General features: G+C 67.4%; 17 protein-coding genes. 10 read left to right on the plus strand and 7 right to left on the minus strand.

The genetic code is table 11. The features are described from left to right. Positions 1–5 precede the first annotated feature (5 nt). From OXG55_04135 to OXG55_04145, 3 genes are all read right to left on the minus strand, one after another. Complete coding sequence (locus tag OXG55_04135; protein ID MCY4102444.1) at positions 6–515, minus strand: hypothetical protein; 510 nt, start codon at positions 513–515, stop codon at positions 6–8. A gap of 9 nt (positions 516–524) precedes the next feature. Further along, a complete protein-coding gene (locus OXG55_04140) occupies positions 525–755 on the minus strand; it encodes a hypothetical protein (protein ID MCY4102445.1) in 231 nt (76 codons plus the stop codon). 372 nt (positions 756–1,127) lie between these two features. After that, entirely contained in the window at positions 1,128–1,571 is a 444-nt protein-coding gene (locus OXG55_04145) for an aspartyl protease family protein (GenBank protein ID MCY4102446.1), read from the minus strand. Between the two features lie 434 nt (positions 1,572–2,005). On the opposite strand from OXG55_04145, the gene sufC reads away from it, so the two are divergent. From sufC to OXG55_04160, 3 genes are read left to right on the plus strand one after another with little or no spacing between them, the layout of a single operon-like run. Then, positions 2,006–2,761 (plus strand): Fe-S cluster assembly ATPase SufC, encoded by a 756-nt coding sequence (sufC, locus tag OXG55_04150; protein MCY4102447.1) that lies wholly within the window; start codon positions 2,006–2,008, stop codon positions 2,759–2,761. Positions 2,762–2,774: 13 nt separating this feature from the next. Then, positions 2,775–4,010 (plus strand): SufS family cysteine desulfurase, encoded by a 1,236-nt coding sequence (locus tag OXG55_04155; protein MCY4102448.1) that lies wholly within the window; start codon positions 2,775–2,777, stop codon positions 4,008–4,010. Positions 4,011–4,024: 14 nt separating this feature from the next. After that, positions 4,025–4,462: an SUF system NifU family Fe-S cluster assembly protein gene (locus OXG55_04160; protein MCY4102449.1), complete on the plus strand. Its 438-nt coding sequence runs from the start codon at positions 4,025–4,027 to the stop codon at positions 4,460–4,462. 108 nt (positions 4,463–4,570) lie between these two features. Here the strand turns inward: OXG55_04160 and OXG55_04165 are convergent, their stop codons facing one another. After that, positions 4,571–4,750 (minus strand): hypothetical protein, encoded by a 180-nt coding sequence (locus tag OXG55_04165; GenBank protein ID MCY4102450.1) that lies wholly within the window; start codon positions 4,748–4,750, stop codon positions 4,571–4,573. A 25-nt stretch (positions 4,751–4,775) separates the two neighbouring features. Further along, on the minus strand, positions 4,776–6,437 hold the full coding sequence (locus OXG55_04170; protein MCY4102451.1) for an S-layer homology domain-containing protein: 1,662 nt from the start codon (positions 6,435–6,437) through the stop codon (positions 4,776–4,778). A gap of 313 nt (positions 6,438–6,750) precedes the next feature. Here OXG55_04170 and OXG55_04175 point away from each other — a divergent pair, with 313 nt between their 5' ends. The 6 genes from OXG55_04175 to OXG55_04200 all read left to right on the plus strand — a co-directional run bounded on the left by OXG55_04175 (position 6,751) and on the right by OXG55_04200 (position 11,842). Then, positions 6,751–6,972: an antitoxin gene (locus tag OXG55_04175; GenBank protein ID MCY4102452.1), complete on the plus strand. Its 222-nt coding sequence runs from the start codon at positions 6,751–6,753 to the stop codon at positions 6,970–6,972. Then, complete coding sequence (locus OXG55_04180; GenBank protein MCY4102453.1) at positions 6,972–7,370, plus strand: PIN domain-containing protein; 399 nt, start codon at positions 6,972–6,974, stop codon at positions 7,368–7,370. The genes OXG55_04175 and OXG55_04180 overlap by 1 nt, the downstream gene beginning before the upstream one ends. Before the next feature lie 100 nt (positions 7,371–7,470). Further along, on the plus strand, positions 7,471–8,955 hold the full coding sequence (locus OXG55_04185) for an extracellular solute-binding protein (GenBank protein ID MCY4102454.1): 1,485 nt from the start codon (positions 7,471–7,473) through the stop codon (positions 8,953–8,955). Further along, the gene (locus OXG55_04190; GenBank protein MCY4102455.1) at positions 8,955–9,860 is read left to right on the plus strand and encodes a sugar ABC transporter permease; all 906 of its coding nucleotides are present in this window, start codon (positions 8,955–8,957) and stop codon (positions 9,858–9,860) included. Before OXG55_04185 ends, OXG55_04190 begins: the two co-directional genes overlap by 1 nt. Then, positions 9,850–10,692 (plus strand): carbohydrate ABC transporter permease, encoded by an 843-nt coding sequence (locus OXG55_04195; GenBank protein MCY4102456.1) that lies wholly within the window; start codon positions 9,850–9,852, stop codon positions 10,690–10,692. The genes OXG55_04190 and OXG55_04195 overlap by 11 nt, the downstream gene beginning before the upstream one ends. 190 nt (positions 10,693–10,882) lie before the next feature. Next, positions 10,883–11,842 (plus strand): nucleoside hydrolase, encoded by a 960-nt coding sequence (locus tag OXG55_04200; GenBank protein MCY4102457.1) that lies wholly within the window; start codon positions 10,883–10,885, stop codon positions 11,840–11,842. A 309-nt stretch (positions 11,843–12,151) separates the two neighbouring features. Here the strand turns inward: OXG55_04200 and OXG55_04205 are convergent, their stop codons facing one another. Next, positions 12,152–12,508 carry a retroviral-like aspartic protease family protein gene (locus OXG55_04205; GenBank protein MCY4102458.1) on the minus strand — a complete coding sequence of 119 codons (357 nt, stop codon included), beginning with the start codon at positions 12,506–12,508 and terminating at the stop codon, positions 12,152–12,154. Positions 12,509–12,919: 411 nt separating this feature from the next. On the opposite strand from OXG55_04205, the gene OXG55_04210 reads away from it, so the two are divergent. Then, positions 12,920–14,113: an ATP-binding protein gene (locus OXG55_04210; GenBank protein ID MCY4102459.1), complete on the plus strand. Its 1,194-nt coding sequence runs from the start codon at positions 12,920–12,922 to the stop codon at positions 14,111–14,113. A gap of 45 nt (positions 14,114–14,158) precedes the next feature. On the opposite strand, the gene OXG55_04215 is transcribed toward OXG55_04210, so the two are convergent. Beyond that, positions 14,159–16,306 carry a fibronectin type III domain-containing protein gene (locus OXG55_04215; GenBank protein MCY4102460.1) on the minus strand — a complete coding sequence of 716 codons (2,148 nt, stop codon included), beginning with the start codon at positions 16,304–16,306 and terminating at the stop codon, positions 14,159–14,161. Positions 16,307–16,378: the final 72 nt, after the last annotated feature.

Genomic DNA, 16,378 nt, shown 5'->3' on the forward strand with positions numbered 1-16,378 from the left:
GCGGCTCAAGCCTCGGCGGTCAGCACCCGACCGCCGCTGCGGCGCAGTTCCAACTCGGCGTTGACCGTGGCTACAACCTCGGCCTCGGGGCAGATCGGTTGGTCGCCGTAGTGCTCGGCGAACCACCGCTGCACGTCATTGCTTCGCCAGAGCCGGTAGCGGTTGCGGGGGTCCGTGACCGGGGCAGGGAACCCACCGGGGCCGCGTTTGCCGGCAATCAGCAGCCGAACACTCTCCCGCGTCCGGCCGGTCCGCGTGGCGATATCGGAGATCGACAGGAGATCGGTGCCGGCGACCCGGACGACCGTCACCCCCGGCAGTCCCTCGAGCGCGTCGATGGCGGAGCGGACTGCCTCCCCGGCGCTCGGGGCCTCGCGGTCGAAGTCCACGAACTGCACCCCATTGGAGCACCCCACGAGGGCATCGTCACATCCTGCCTCGAACACCGCGTCGAACATCTCGTCGGACTGAAGATCGGCGCCCTCGACGATGAGCACGAACTGGTACGCCCTCATCTCGCTCCTCTATGGATCACCGTGCGGGCAGCGGATGAGCGCACGCCGGACGTGCCGAGCGTGGTTGCCCGGATTGCGCGGTGTCGAGAAGATCGAGAGCCGGCAGCCCGCACGGCCGGCCGAGCAGTGCATCGAACCCCAGCGGTGACCCGACGGTGACGGCGCGACAGTCCACCCGGCATTCTCGGCCTCACGGAGTGCCTCCTCGACTTCCTTCTTGGGGTGGCGCCTTCTCGCCATTCCTCACCTGTGGTGTTGTTACGATACAACGGTTGGGACTCTCGAATCCCTGACGGGCACGGCCGAACCCTCAAATTGTCAATTCTATACGCATATTAGTACCTGGAATTGCTTGAAATCATATAATGCCGGTGTGACAAGCCTCAGCCAACGTGGCGTTGTAGGAAGGCAGCGTCCCGCCGAGTGGGCGGAACCGCAGCCGAGACCCGGAAAGGCCGGAGGCGACGCCCTACTTGCGCGGACTCGGCCGGTCTCGGCTCAGCAGGCGGGTGGATCGCAGAGCCGGATTATCGCCGATTCCCTCATCGGCGCCCACGCCGTTCACCGCCCTCGGACCGTGGGTCCGGCAGCCCAAGGCGGCCGTCGGCGGGGTCAGGCGGCTGTCACCCACCGGAATTGGCCTGGCGAGCGGACGAGACCGCCGGCCGTCGCCCGGCCGAGCCCAGCCGATTCGTCCGCTGCGAGCATGAACGCCTCCACAGGCATCAGCCGCCCGTTGACCGGGTCGACGCCCAGACCGAATATCTCCAGGGTGACGGCACCGAGGAGCGGCATCGAGTCTTCGACCCAGAACACGACCGGCGAAATGTCCTCCCTGCCGTCGAGTCGTAGCCAGGTGTGCCCGAAGCCTCGCTCCACCGTTCTGCCGTCGGCCAGGACGAATGACCGTCGGTCGCGCGGTGCCACACCCAGGTCTTCGAGGATCGATGCGGGCAGCACTGTGTAGGCCGCGCCCGAGTCGACCATCGCCTCTACCTCCTCGTAGCGGCGACCCTCTGGATCGGCGACTCCCAGCGTGACAGTGAATGACCCCATCAGTCCTCCAGGTTCCTGTGCACAGCGGACGATAGCATAGGCATCCTCGCAACTGATTATAACCTTATGGTACTACATATCTTGTAAAGACATGTTCCGGCGGGATCGGAGCGTGCCGGGACAGCTCAGGCCGGCGGGGCAGTGTCGTGGCCGTGGCGGTGCGTCCGGCCGGCCCATCGCCAGGGAGATGCAGCATGCCCGGCCACGGGGACGACACCACCATCGGCCGCGAGAGCCCCCACCTGCAGGAGTGGATAGACCGCGGCTGGTAGCCGCACGGCCACAGTTGAGGGAGGGGGCCGGGGGGCCGATTCGCGACGCCTTGCGCCCGCGCGAAGGAGCGAACGGCACCCCGGTCCCCGACCGGACCAACACGACACGGATTCCCGCCTACACCGGAATGACCTTCGGGACACGCCCGTAGACTCGGCTGCGTGAGTTCATCCCCTGCTGCGGCGCTGTTCGCCATCGAGAACCTGCACGCCGGCAGCGAGGATGCCGAGATCCTCCGCGGCGTGGACCTGCAGATCGGCCCCAGGGAGATCCACGCCCTGATGGGCCCCAACGGCTCGGGCAAGTCGACTCTCGCCGCCACGCTGATGGGCAGCCCCGAGTACGCCGTCAGCAGCGGCCGGGTGCTGTTCCGCGGCGACGACGTCACGGATTGGAGCCCCGACGACCGGGCCAAGGCCGGACTGTTCCTGGCCTTCCAGTACCCGCAGTCCATCGTGGGAGTGTCGGTGCTGAACTTCCTGCGCCAGGCGGCGGGCGCCCGCAGCGGCACCGAGATCAGCATCCTGCGGCTGCGCATGCAGATCATGGACTGGATGGACCGTCTCGGCATCGACCCGTCCTTCGCCGACCGCTTCCTGAACGAGGGCTTCTCCGGCGGCGAGAAGAAGCGCAACGAGATCCTGCAGATGGCCATCCTGCGCCCCGAGGTGGCCGTCCTGGACGAGACCGACTCGGGACTGGACATCGACGCGCTCAAGATCGTGGCCTCCGGCGTGCACACGGTGCGCGAGGAGAACCCGCAGATGGGCACCCTCGCCATCACTCATTACCAGCGTTTGCTGGAGTACCTGGTGCCCGACCACGTCCACATCCTCATCGACGGGCGCATCGTGGAGTCCGGCGACATGGCCCTCGCCGAGCGGCTCGAGTCGCAGGGCTACAACGCCTGGCGCTGAGAGTCGCGCCCCGATGAGCGACCTGGCCGGCGCCACCAAGGCGGACTTCCCGCTGCTCACCAGGGACGTCCACGGCAAGCCGATCGTCTACCTGGACTCTGCGGCCACCTCCCAGAAGCCCCAGGCGGTGCTGGACGCCATGGACGCCTACTACCGCACCGTCAACGCCAACGTGCACCGCGGCGCGTACCACATCGCCGACATCGCCACGCAGGCCATGGAGGAGGCGCGGTCGAAGCTGCAGCACTTCGTCGGCGCCGCCTCCCCGCGGGAGATCATCTTCTGCCGCAACGCCACCGAGGCCGTCAACCTGGTGGCGCACAGCTGGGGCCGCAGCAACCTCGGCGAGGGCGACGCCGTCCTGCTCACCCACATGGAACACCACGCCAACATCGTCCCCTGGCACATGCTGGCCGCCGAGCGCGGCATCGAACTGCGCTGGCTGCCCCTCGACGATGGCGGCCGGCTGGACCTGCGGCACCTGGACCGGCTGCTGGACGGCGTGCGGCTGGTGGCCTTCAGCGCCATGTCCAACGTGCTGGGCACGATCCCGCCGATCCGCCGCATCGCCGACGCGGCCCACGAGCGGGGCGCGGTCGTACTGCTGGACGGCGCCCAGTACGTGCCGCACGTGCCCACCGACGTTGCCGAACTGGGCTGTGACTTCCTGGCCTTCTCGGGCCACAAGATGTGCGGGCCCACCGGCATCGGCGTCCTGTGGGGCCGGGAGGAGCTGCTGGAGGCGATGCCACCGTTCATGGGCGGCGGGGAGATGATCCTCAACGTGACCACCGAGGGGTTCCTGCCCAACGAGCTGCCCTGGAAGTTCGAGGCCGGCACCCCTGCCATCGCCGAGGTGGTGGGGCTGGGCGCGGCCGTGGACTACCTGTGCGGCATCGGCATGGAGGCGGTGCGCCGCCACGACACGTCGCTCACCGCCTACGCACTGCGCACGCTCACCGAGCGCCACGGTGACGTTCTCACCATCCACGGCCCGCCCGAGCCGGCGGCCCGCGGCGGGGTGCTGTCCTTCGAGTACGGCGACGTGCACGCCCACGACATCTCCCAGGTGCTCGACGAGCAGGCGGTCTGCGTGCGCGCCGGCCATCACTGCGCCAAGCCGCTGATGCGCTGCCTGGGGGTTGTGGCCACCGCCCGGGCGTCGGTCTACATCTACAACGACACCTCCGACATCGACCAACTCTCCGAGGCCCTGGATCGCGTGGGCGATCTGTTCGGGCCCCAATAGCCTCAGAAACCACTATGCCGGGCCTCGAGGACCTCTATCGGGAGATCGTCCTGGATCACTACCGCAACCCCCGCAACCGGGGTGAGTTGCCCTGCCCACCCGCCATGCGGGCCGAGGGCTTCAACCCGCTGTGCGGCGACGAGGTGGTCGTCTACACCGACGTGGCCGACGGCGTGGTGCGTGACGTGCGCTTCGGCGGCCAGGGCTGCTCCATCAGCCAGTCCACCGCCTCGATGATGTCGGTGGCGGTGAAGGGACGCAGCATCGTCGAGGTGGAGAAGCTCGAGCGCTCGTTCAAGGCCATGATGTCGATCGTCACCGACGGGGGCGAGGTGGCCCCGCCCGCCGACCTCGGCGATCTCGAGGCGCTGCGCGGCGTCGTGAAGTTCCCGGTGCGCATCAAGTGCGCCACACTCTGCTGGAACACCCTCACCGAGAGCCTGCGCGACTAGGAGACTGCCGAGTTGTGGCCATTCGGTCGGTCACACAAGCCTCTGACCTGCGGTTCTAGAACCGATTCGAGTCACGTCCGTGTCGCTCAGCACACTCCGCAGAGATGTTCAGCGGTCGCGCCGAACCGCCTGATCAAGGTTGGCGGGATAGGACTCGATCCGCTCAACGAGGGCGGGGCGACGCAGCAGCACGGCCTCGTGGGCGGCCGTCACGACCGCCGGCGTCAATACGAGCGTCCCGTCGGGCTCCTCGCTGACTCCCCTCGACCGCCTGGCAGGCCCGACCACCGCTGGAGGTTGCGGTGCTGGGGGCTCATCTGTCCTTGGTCGCCACTAGGACGACCACCGAACTCGAGAGCCAGCGCCCGACCGTGGCGTCCGCCGGGAAGAACCGCTTCGTCGGCAGTTGTCGATCTCCCCATGAGGTGCTGCCGAGGCGCTGCTGCAACCCGAACTCCACCCGACCGCTGCTGAGCCTGCGGGCGACGATACGCACTTCGAACCGATCGAGAGATGCGTCGGGCGCGGACGTGGTGACCGTCAGAGGGGAACTCGCCAGCCAGCGCCCGACCGTGGCGTCCGCCGGGAAGAGCCGTGCCCTGGGGAGCTGCCGGCCGCGCCATGCGTCCTGGCCGTCTCGCTGCTGGAGCCCGAACTCGATCCTGCCGTCGCCCAGTTCGCGGGCAACGATGCGCAGTTCGGCTGCGGCGCTCGCGGGCGGTACCGAGATGTCGAATGCCCAGGGGTAGAAGTAGTCGCTCGTCTCATCATCGCCGAGATCGCCGGTCCAGATCCAAACCCTCCAGTCGCCGCCGACAGCGTCCGCAAGGGTCAACGTAACGTTGCCGTCGGACCCGGTGACCGGATCAGCGCCGTCGATCACGCACACCGTCGAAGCGTCTACGACCGGCGAGGCGAACCTGCTGCAAGGGCGATCGTCTGCCAACCCCTCCACATTGTGCTCCATCCTGCGGATATCAGCGGCCGAGATCTTGAAGGCGTCGATTGCCGCGTTGGCGACCGGGACGAAATTTTCGTCACGGACCGACACCGTGATCACCGCACCGTCGACCTGAGCAGTCACGCCCGCAGGACGGACATTGCTGTGGGCCAGAGCACGAGTGATGATCGTCGCCATGTCGCCACGAGACACCGGATCATCCGGCCCGAACCAGGCGTCCCGACCCGCCGGCGTCCCGGCCATGATCCCCAGTTCGTAGGCTGCGCTGATGGCGTTGTTGACCGACCGCGACACCGATTCAGAAGCGTCGCTGAAGTCGTCATTGGGAAGACTGCCCGGTGCCGGGCCCAACACGAACAGGCCCGCGTTCGCGCCTGTCGAAAGCTTGGCCACGTCGACGCCGGGCGTCCTGGCGAGCAAGCCGACGACAGCGACCGCCATCTCGGCGCGGGTGATGGCGTCGCCCGGCCTGAAAGCCGAGTCGCTGCCGGCGAGGATCCCGTGACGACTGAGTGTCAAGATGTGGGCTTGGGATTCACCGCTCAGGTCGGAGATGTCACCGAACCCGACCGTGGTGTCGCCGCCAGTCAGATCTGTTCCCATGAGCGTCGCGGCCCGGTGAAGGTAGAGCGCCATCAGCCGACGGGACACAGCCGCGCGGGGGCTGAAAGTCTCTGGCGACGTGCCGCGAGAGATCCCGAAATAGGCGAAACAGTTGATGACACCCGGGTGCGGGTAGTCCCAAGGACCCGGGTCGTCTCGTCCCGGAAGAGGCTCGATAAAAACGCCTACTTCGCTGTCCCAATAGCCGATGTCTTCGAAACCGACGTCATTCAGCGCCTCACCCACGCACGCCGAGGACGTAGCCTCGTAATCCGGCTTGGAATCCTCGTCCAGCGCAGCCGCGGGGGCAGACCCTACGGCGATCAGCGAGGCGACGACGGCACCCGCTGCCAGCACCGCCCAACACGAGTTCCGTCTCATGACCACCTGAATCACCTTCTCCTTCTGCACCCGAGGCCTTGTCCGCAGACACGCCGGCACCCGTCGCGGACAGCGCGTACGGCGGGACTCGCCTCTCCCTGACCTGCCGGGGCGACAACGTACCCCCCCCCCCGATGTCAAGCAACGATCGCCGGAGTTGCGCGAGACCCGCGAAGCGAACTCAACGTGCGAGACTCCGCCCGCCGCATCGGTGTGGACCGGGCGACCCTCACCTCGTACCTAGCCTCGATGGAACCGTGTTCCTCGTGCACCGCCCGCGTGCGTGGTCGCGCAACCCGACCACGATCGATGCATGACTACATCTGGATGATATGATGCAATGATGCGGACTACCATCGATCTGCCCGACGACCTGCACTCACTCGCCCGCGAGTTGGCCTACCAGCAGAAAAAGACCGTCAGCCAGGTGATAACGGAACTGATCCGAAGCGCAACCCAAACCGAGTCCGGGCCTCGTATCGAGACCTCCCCCTCCGGTCGGCTTGTCGTGCACCTCGGGCGTCCCGTCACCGAGGAGGAAGTGAAGTCGCTGGAGGATGAGTAGTGAGCTGTGCGCTGCTCGACGCCAACGTGCTGATAGCACTGAGTTTCAGCGACCATCCCAGCCACGCCGTCTCGAATGCCTGGTTCGATGCGTACGAGGGCGGAATCGCCACCTGTCCGGTGACCCAAGGCTCGCTACTGCGATTCCTGCTGCGCAACTCGGTGCCGGCACCCGACGCGTTGACGGTGCTGAATCAGTACCGCCGCCTGGAGAATCACGAGTTCTGGCCCGATGACATCGGCTACGACTCCGCCATGCTGCGGGGTGTCATCGGGCACCGACAGGTCACTGACGCTTACCTGATCGCCCTCGCCGAGAGCCGCGACGGATCAGTGGCGACGCTCGACCGGGGATTGGCGATACTCCGGCCCAAGGCGACCCTGCTGATCTCCGCCTGAGCCGCAGGATCGCCGAGGAATCCGGGGAGGGCCAAGCGAGCGGAGCCGCCCTCGCGGTGCTAGACAGAACTCATCGTGCTCAACCACTGAGGGGGAAGAAATGAAAGCATCGATGTTCCGCCGGCGCGCCCTTGTGGCGACCGTCTGCGCGGTCGTGCTGCTGACGGTCGGCCTGACCGCTTGCGGCGACGACGACGACACCACGGCGGCCCCGAGCCCGCCGCCGGCCGAACCGGCACCTGCGCCACCCGAACCCGCACCGGCACCGCCCGAGCCCGCACCGACATCGCCAGAGCCGGCGCCAGCGCCACCCGAACCCGCACCGGCACCGCCAGAACCGGCCCCGGCACCACCCGAACCACCACCACCGCCGCCCGAGGACGCGGGCCCGGTGACGATCTCGTTCCTGGGGTTCTACGGCCCCGAGGGGGTGGCACCGCTGCTCGACGCTTTCCACGCGGAGAACCCCGGCATCACCGTGGAGTACCAGTCCGTGCCGTTCGGGGAGCTGAACCAGGTCATCCAGAGCCGCCTGTCGGGCGGCGGCGAGAGCCCGGACGTCTACATCGCCGACCAGCCCCGGGTTGCGGCATTGGACAACCAGGGGTTCCTGCACGACGTCACCGACGCCGTCGGCGACGCCGCCGGCGACTGGGTGGACACCGCCCTGACGGCGTCCACCGTGGACGGACGGCTGATGGCGCTGCCGCTCAACACCTCGACGCAGATCCTCTACTACAACAAGACGCTGCTGGACCAGGCGGGGATTGCCTACCCGTCCACGTCGCCCGACGACCGCATGACCTGGGACGAGCTCATCGACTTGGCGCGCCAGGCCCAGGAGGGCGGCGCAACCTACGGCTTCCAGTTCGACCAGGTGAGCCGCTACTACCAGCTGCAGCCGCTGATGGAGTCGCTCGGCGGAGGCCCCGGACTGACCGGTCCCGCCAACCTGCAGGCCGATCTCGTGAACGACGGCTGGATCGCGGCGATGGAGTTCTACGCCGGCCTGTTCGCCGACGACGGCGTGGCGCCGCGCGGCATGCCGCCGGAGGAGACTCCCAACGCCTTCGCGGCCGGCGAGGTCGCCTTCTACCTCGGCGGGACCCACTGGGGCGGCATCTACGAGCTCTTCTGGCCACTCGACTTCGATCTGGGCTTCGCGCCCCACCCGTACTTCGAAGGTCACGATCCGGTCACGCCGACGGGTGCCCTGTCGCTCGGCGTGAACCCCAACAGCCCGAACACCGAGGCGGCCACCACCTTCGCCAAGTGGGTCACCACCTCGCCGGTGGGCACGAACGTGTTCCTGACCGTCGACGTCGCCCCGCCGGCTCTGACCGGGGCGCTCCCGGCCTTCATCGTCTCCCCGCCGTGGGACCGCGGCGAGGGCGGCACCACGGCCGGCGAGCTGGTGGAGTACGAGCTCGCCAACACCTCCGTGGTGCGGCCGCGCAGCATCGGCTACATCCAGTTCGAGGAGATCCTGGGCCGGGCCTTCGAGGACATCCGCAACGGGCTCGACGTGCGTGAGACCCTCGAGCGCGCCCAGTCCGATCTGGAGGCCCAACTCCCGAGCGGCTGATGCCCCAGCCTCCTGCGCGGGCGGTGCCGCCACCCAGGCGGCGCCGCCCGCGCTCGGGCGGCGCGGTCGCCATGGTCTTCCTGGCGCCCGCCCTCGTCACGCTGATCCTGACCCGTCTGGCCCCGGCGGTCGACACGCTCATCGCCAGCCTGCGCGACGGCGGAGCCTGGAGCCTCGCCAACTACGCCGAACTCGGGGCCACGACGTTCCGCGAGGCCGTCGTGACGACGGTGGTCTTCAACGCAATCATCAATCCGGCGCAGGTGGTGGTCTCCTATGCCCTGGCGGTGGTGCTCTCGCAACGCCTGCCCGCCGTGGGGTTTTGGCGCACGCTGATCTTCCTGCCGATGGCGGTGCCGCCAGCGGTGTCGACGGTCGTGTGGGGCATATGGTTCCGCCCCGGCGACGGGATCGTGAACAGCCTGCTGGGGACCGTGGGCCTACCCGACCAGCCCTTCCTGACGTCGCCCACCCAGGCCCTGTACGTGATCATGGTCATCGCCAGCTGGATCGGGGTCGGCTACTGGATGATGTTCCTCATCGCCGGCATCAAGAACGTGCCCGCCGAGATGACCGAGGCCGCCGCCATCGACGGCGCCGGCTGGTGGCGGCGGCTCATCACGATCGTCACACCGATGGTCCGCCGGCAGTTGAGCTTCGTGCTCGTCGCCGCCACCGTGGCCAACTTCCTGCTGTTTGTGCCCGTGCAGGTCCTCACCCGCGGCGGCCCCGCCGGCAGCACGAACCTGGTGATGTACGAGGCCTACACCCAGGCCTTCGTCTTCAACGATCCCGGTCCGGCATTCGCCCAGATCACCGTTCTCGTGGCGCTGGTGGCCGTCATCGTGGCCGTGCAGTTCCGGCTGATGCGCGGCCCCACCGAGCAGGTCCGCCATGCGTCTTGACATGCCGCGCTGGGGCCGGATACCCCTGGCGGTGCTCGTGCCCGTGGGCGCGATCCTGTGGCTTGCCCCGCTGGCCTGGACCGTCGCCTCCGGGCTCCGCCCCGGCAACGCCGTGTTCCGGTCCTTCCGGGGCCTGAACTGGCGCACGTTCATCCCCGACGCGGTCACGACCGAGAACGTGGCGGCGGTCGCCGACGGCACGCTGGGGCGCGCCATTCTCAACTCGCTGATCGTGGCGGGCGCCACGGTCGCGGTGGGCGTGCTGATATCAGCCATGGCGGCGTACGGGCTGACGGCGTTCCGCTTCCGGGGCCGCGGGTTCGTCTTCGCCCTCGTCGTGCTGGCCTTCATGGTGCCGTTCGAGGCGCTCGCCATCCCCCTGGCCGACACGGCCCGGAGCGTGGGGCTGGACAACAGCTACATCGGCCTCATCCTGCCGGGCGTGGGCAACGGGCTGGCGATATTCCTGTTGCGCCAGTTCTACCTCGACATCCCCGCAGAGCTCGCCGAGGCCGCCTCCATCGACGGCGCCGGGGCCTGGCGGATCTTCCGGCACGTGTACCTGCCCCTGACCGGGCCGGCCATGGTCGGCGCCGGCATCATCATCTTCGTCTTCCAGTGGCAGGCCTACCTGCTGCCGCTGCTGCTCACCACCGACCCGTCGATGGACGTGGGGGCCGTCGCACTCGCCCGGCTGTTCGGGCAGTACGGCGTGGACTGGGGGATGCTCTTCGCGGGCGCCGCGTTCTTGTGCCTCGTCCCGGCGATCGTGCTGCTGGTCTTCCAGCGCACGTTCACCGAGTCGGTCGTGGGATCGGCGGTGAAGGGATGACCGGCGCACCGCGGGCGCGACCGGCGGCCGTCGTGGCGACCGTCGAGCAACGCTGCGGACAACCGCACCGGTCGGACCGGCGGGTGCCCGAAGCCGCTGTCAGCCGATCCGATCCGAGCGTCCGGCGGATTCCCGACCACGCTCCTCGGCCGATCCCGAGACGACATACTCAACCGAAGGGCACCACACCATGACCCGACTGCTCCTCGACACCGACATCGGCACCGACGTGGACGACGCGCTGGCCTTGGCGCTGCTCATCGCCGAACCGGAGGTGGACCTGGTCGGGGTGACGACCGTCCACGGCCACGCCCCCCTGCGGGCCGCCATCGCCCGATCGCTGCTGGAGGTCTCCGACAAGCGGCACGTGCCCGTCGTGGCGGGGCGCTCGACGCCGCTGCGGCGCAGCAGCGTCGAGGGTTTCCACTGGAACGAGATGTGGGGCCACGAGGGGGCCGGCGTGCTGCGCGACGCCGAGCGGCAGGTGCCCGACGACGAACCGACCCGTGAGGACGCGGCCCGGTTCATCATCGACGCCGCCGGGCGCGCCCGGGACCCCCTGGCCGTGGTGACCGTCGGGCCGGTCACCAACCTGGCCTTGGCGCTGCAGATGGAACCGGGGCTGGCCGGGGCGCTCGGCCCGGTGACGATCATGGGCGGGATCGTGGAGCGCCACATGGTCGCCTGGCCGGCGAGCTTCGAGACGAACCTCAACTCCGACCCGCTCGCCGCCGCCATCGTGTTGGGGTCGAGGCTGGACATCACGCTGGTGCCCCTCGAGGTGACCCTGCAGGTGTACCTCGACCGCGCCGACCGCGACCGACTCGAAGCCGACGGCGGCCCGGTCTCCCAGAGGCTGGTGCGTCTCATCGAGGAGATGCGCGAGCCATTCCTCGGCTTTGCGGCGAAGTACGGCCTCGACGGTTCCCACTTCGACGAGCGCACCTACCTGCACGATCCGCTCGCCGCGCACGTCGCCCTCGGCGGCGGCCACGCGATGCTGCGGGAGGCGAGCATCTCCGTCGAGTACGAGGGGCAGATCCTGCGCACCATCGACCATCCCGAGCGCCAACCCAACATGCACGTCTGCTTCGCCGCCGACGGCCCCGCCTTCGTCGCCGACTACATGAACGCAGTCGTGGCCGCCTGAGGGCGACCACTGCCCCGACGCGGTCGGAAAACTGCTGATCAGTGAGCCGGTAAACTGTCGATTAGTGAGCCGGCAAACTGTCGATCAGTGGCTTGGCAAACTGTCGATCAGTGCGACGACAGGATTTCGCGTAGCGCTGGGAACGGCGGGCGTGTGCAGCCGCCGGGCAGCGGGCTCAGGTGGCGAGTTTGGCGTGGCGCCACGCGGCATGCCGCCGGAGGAGACCCCCGCCTTCGGGGACATTTCCAGGACCAGCGCCGAGTCCTCACAGCCCGGATCGTCGCATCCCGAACGCGGCGGTGAGCACCGTCAGTACATGATGAGGTGGGTGGGGACCAGCCGCTGTGCGACGGGGTCGGCCGCCAACCTCAACCCTTCGAGGGTGTAGGCGCCCAGCAGGGCCGGAGCGTCGTCCTCTCCGAAGACGACGAGAGTGACCTCACTGTTGCCGTTGATCGTCACCCAGGCCCTCCCAATCTCCATCTCCGCCCGGCGACCGTCGGCGAGCAGGAAGACCCCCCGGTCGATGGGCTCGATGCCCAACTCGCGCAACAGACGGGCGGGCAGCGTCGTGTAGGCGGCGCCGGTGTCGACGGTCGCTTCGATCTCCCGCGACGAGCCGCCGTTCATGCTGGCGACGTGGAGCGGCCAGCTGAACGTTCCCATGCGATCGACTTTAGCGAATCGCCGATGGGTTGAGCCGGCGTCGGCCGTGTCGGATCGCGCCGCAACGCCTCCCACGCCCAGTCCTCGGCCTGGCCGCCGGAACGACTGCCCGGGCGGCCAGCGGTCCGAGGCCCCGCACCCCTGGATCCCGGCGTCCGCCAGAGCGCCAGCGAGGAGGAGCTCACCGTCGGGGGCCGCCTCCACCTCCGCCCCATCAGCACCCTTTGGCGCTGTGACGGTCGGATCGCATAGCGGCAATGGGCAGGCGGCCCCGCCGTCAGCGGCCCGACCGGGACCGCGCCGCACACGGCTTTATCATCTTTAGTGTGTTTTATGTTCTAGGCATAAACTGAGATAACGACGATAAATCCCTGTTCACAGCCCTCGCACGGCGCTACAGTCTGTCGTACTGTGGATCCCCGAACCAATCCCTACACCCCCAACGCTGGGGCCAAGCCGCCCGTCCTCGTCGGCCGGGACGGCGAAATCGCCGCGTTCGACGTGCTCCTGAGCCGACTGGCCGCAGGTCACACCGAACAGTCGCTGATCGTCGTGGGGTTGCGAGGTGTCGGCAAGACTGTCCTGCTGGGCGAGTTCCGCCGACTCGCTCTCGACCTGGGATGGCGCTCGGTCGAGATCGAGGTGGTCAAGTGGGACGATTCGGAGTTCCGCGCCGGACTGGCGCGGGAAATCCGCCGGGTGCTGCACCGACTCGCCATCGCCGGACGATGGACCGAAGCGTTGAAGCGGGCTGCGGGGACGTTGCGGTCGTTCACGCTGCGAATCGACCCGGAAGGGCTCCTGACCGTGGGGCTCGACGTAGACCCCTCGGCGGGCTTCGCCGACAGCGGGGACCTCAACGCCGACCTGACCGACCTGCTCGTGAGCCTCGGCGAGGGCGCGCAGGACCGGAGAACCGGCGTGGTCCTGCTGCTCGACGAACTCCACTATCTGAGCAGCAGGCAGATGGAAGCCCTCATCGCCGCGATTCATCGAACCGTTCAGCACGCCCTGCCGATCACGGTCGCCGCCGCGGGCCTGCCGCAGATCCACGAACTCGTCGGCAACGTCAAGACCTACGCCGAGCGGCTGTTCACATTCCCCGAACTCGGCCGCCTCGACTCCGGCGATGCGGAGCGCGTACTGCGAGAGCCGGCAGCGCTGCTCGGCGTCGAATTCAGCGACGCCGCCGTGAATCGAGGCTTGGACTTCTCCGAGGGCTACCCCTATTTCCTGCAGGAATTCGGGCAGGCCGTGTGGGCCACCGCGGCCCGCAGCCCCATAGTCGAACGCGACGCCGAGATCGCCACGGCGGTCGTCGAAGAGAAACTCGACTCCGGGTTCTTCAAAGTCCGCCTCGACCGCGCTACCGAACTGCAGAAAACCTACCTGCGAGCAATGGCCGAACTGGGCCCCGGACCACAACTCGCCCGCGACGTGGCCGAGCTGCTCGGCCGGTCGTCAACCCAGTGCGGCCCCACCCGACGACAACTCATCGACAAGGGGCTCCTCTACGCCGCCGGCCACGGCTACGCCGCCTTCACCGTCCCCAAGTTCGACGAATACCTCAAACGAACCATCCCCACCCTCCCAACCCCGCCGTGAGCGACAAGGCGCTCGAGCCGGGGCGAGGGCGTCCCCACAATCGGATCAACTTCTGCCTTGCGATCTCGTGGACTCACTCATGAGCGTTCCGAAGTTCACTATGGCGGACTCGATGTTGATGTCGCTGAGCTCTGGACTCATTCTCTGGTACTCCCGAATCGCCTCCTCGCCGAGCATCACGGTGTCTGCCCGCGTCAGGCCCGCGCCGTAGCCGACGCAATCGAACATCAGCCTCACAATCGACAGCTCAGTCGTCTCGGCAGTACCGTCGGCCAAACCGCTGATCGCCGCTACCATCAGCTTCTCCAGGCTTGACTTCTTCAAGGCCAATCTGACGACCTCCCGTGCCGCCCGTGTCAACGCATGACGCGCCGCCGCCAAGCTCGCGGCGTTGGCCTCTGAACTCAGGATGGCTGTGACTACGCCGACAGCCGCCACAGTCCATTCCCCGACTTCGATTGCCGCCCGACCGTTCTTGAGCGTGCCGAGAATCGAGACCGGCTGGCACACATCGTCCAGCCATCCTGTGCTAATGGCCTTCCAAGGGGACCAGTCGCTGCGGAGTGCGGAACCGTCGTCACCATACGTCACCGCTCGGACCCTGGCCTGAAGAGAATGCTCGGCTTGGATCGAACGGATACGGAAAGTCGGATCCTTGCCGTCCAGTTCGATCCATTCGGAGCGATGCTCGCAGTACGGAGTTGGACTCTTTGTGTGTGGGTTGGTCGAGCCGTCAACATAACAGAGCACCTCCGGCATCGAACTGTCCGAGTTCGGCCTAGAGTCGCCACCGACTCGACTGGCTGACACTTCGTCGCCAAGCAATGCGATGTCGATCTTCTGGTAGAGTCGTGTCGCGTCTGAAGTCGAAACAGTCGACTCCAATTCATCGAATAGACGTCGCAAATCATCGATGTCGGTTTCGACGTATCGCCAATCCAAATGGTAACTCTCGGCACCTGCGACTGGAGACCAACGAATCTGAATGCCAGGATCATCGTATAGCGGTGCATTCTCCGCAACAGCCAGTTCTACATTGGGGGAAGTTAGAGGACATCCCTTGGTCGTAACTTCTGCCTGCGAATACGGCCCAATCCCGACCTGGTTCTCCGCAGCGACTCTGGCCACATAAGCAGCACATGACAAGCCTCGGAACTCGAAAGGGGGTCCTGACACTCGTCGGCTCGAAGACCAAGGACTGGATCGCTGGTCAGGCCCGAAGAGAATCGCGGGACGCGACAGTCGCATCCGGTAGCCCGTGATCGGCGTTCCACCATCGTCGCCCGGAGGATCCCAAGTGATCAACAGGTCGTCCTCGATCCTGTCGTCATCCTGGCTGGAATCGACAGCCGTTGCCATCAGGTTGCGGGGGGCGGCGGGCAGCGACAGTCGCCGGGCCGGCGAGGCTGTTGCCCGTCCGGCGTCCACATCGGCCATTGACGGCGGCAAGTAACCATGGTTACGACTTGTGGTTGCAGGGGCGCTTGCGGCGAATCTGACGGTATTCGATTGAACGCCAGCCACGACCACCGTCAGGTAGCGACCCGGCGGGACGTTGAACCAGCACAGATTGTCGAACCGATCTCCCGAGACGGTGATCGTCCGCGACACGGTTCGGTTCCCCGGGGAACCCCGCGACGAACTCCAGTAGCACTCCAGCAGATACCGGCCCGACCCGAACCCGTCGAGAGTTCCGTCCACCCACCGGCACGGCAGACGCGGATACGCACACCCGCTCCGTTCCGCCCCGAGGAAGATCTGAACCGCGGGGGACGCCGAAGCCTTGTCCGCTGCCGGCTTCCCGCCCCGGGTCCGAACCGTCACCCGGGCCTCCGGGCCGCGCCCAGCCTGGTTGACCGCCGAGACCCGCACCGTGTACTCGGCACCGGGCTTGAGACCGCCGAAGTTCGTCGAACGCGACGTCGACGGCAAATCGACAGAATAGATCCGAGAAATGATCGGCCCAGCGGTCCAGAGCTCCACCCGATAACCGCTCACCGCGGAACCACCGTCGTCGACAGGCGCCGACCACGAGACGGTCAGCCGCCGTTCACCAACCTCCACCCTCAAATCCGTCGGCTCCAAAGGAACACCCACCTGCCCCACAACCGGCGAAACAACAACAATCGGCAGCAACGACCCCGAAACGAGCGCGATAGCAAGCAGGGCGATGGTCTGAGTTCTCGACTTCACAGTGAAGTGACCGACAGTTGGTGGAGCCAAAAGCCGACGCGCCGGGTTAGGGCCGCGCCATCGCCGACGCAG

The organism is bacterium (assembly GCA_026708055.1).
Taxonomy (GTDB): Bacteria; Actinomycetota; Acidimicrobiia; order Acidimicrobiales; family CATQHL01; genus VXNF01.

Excerpts from the sequence above, each read along its gene's own strand:
- OXG55_04135 (MCY4102444.1), bottom strand. The coding sequence starts at position 515 with ATGAGGGCGTACCAGTTCGTGCTCATCGTCGAGGGCGCCGATCTTCAG.
- OXG55_04140 (MCY4102445.1), bottom strand. The coding sequence starts at position 755 with ATGGCGAGAAGGCGCCACCCCAAGAAGGAAGTCGAGGAGGCACTCCGT.
- OXG55_04145 (MCY4102446.1), bottom strand. The coding sequence starts at position 1,571 with ATGGGGTCATTCACTGTCACGCTGGGAGTCGCCGATCCAGAGGGTCGC.
- OXG55_04155 (MCY4102448.1), top strand. The coding sequence starts at position 2,775 with ATGAGCGACCTGGCCGGCGCCACCAAGGCGGACTTCCCGCTGCTCACC.
- OXG55_04160 (MCY4102449.1), top strand. The coding sequence starts at position 4,025 with ATGCCGGGCCTCGAGGACCTCTATCGGGAGATCGTCCTGGATCACTAC.
- OXG55_04175 (MCY4102452.1), top strand. The coding sequence starts at position 6,751 with ATGCGGACTACCATCGATCTGCCCGACGACCTGCACTCACTCGCCCGC.
- OXG55_04185 (MCY4102454.1), top strand. The coding sequence starts at position 7,471 with ATGAAAGCATCGATGTTCCGCCGGCGCGCCCTTGTGGCGACCGTCTGC.
- OXG55_04190 (MCY4102455.1), top strand. The coding sequence starts at position 8,955 with ATGCCCCAGCCTCCTGCGCGGGCGGTGCCGCCACCCAGGCGGCGCCGC.
- OXG55_04195 (MCY4102456.1), top strand. The coding sequence starts at position 9,850 with ATGCGTCTTGACATGCCGCGCTGGGGCCGGATACCCCTGGCGGTGCTC.
- OXG55_04200 (MCY4102457.1), top strand. The coding sequence starts at position 10,883 with ATGACCCGACTGCTCCTCGACACCGACATCGGCACCGACGTGGACGAC.
- OXG55_04205 (MCY4102458.1), bottom strand. The coding sequence starts at position 12,508 with ATGGGAACGTTCAGCTGGCCGCTCCACGTCGCCAGCATGAACGGCGGC.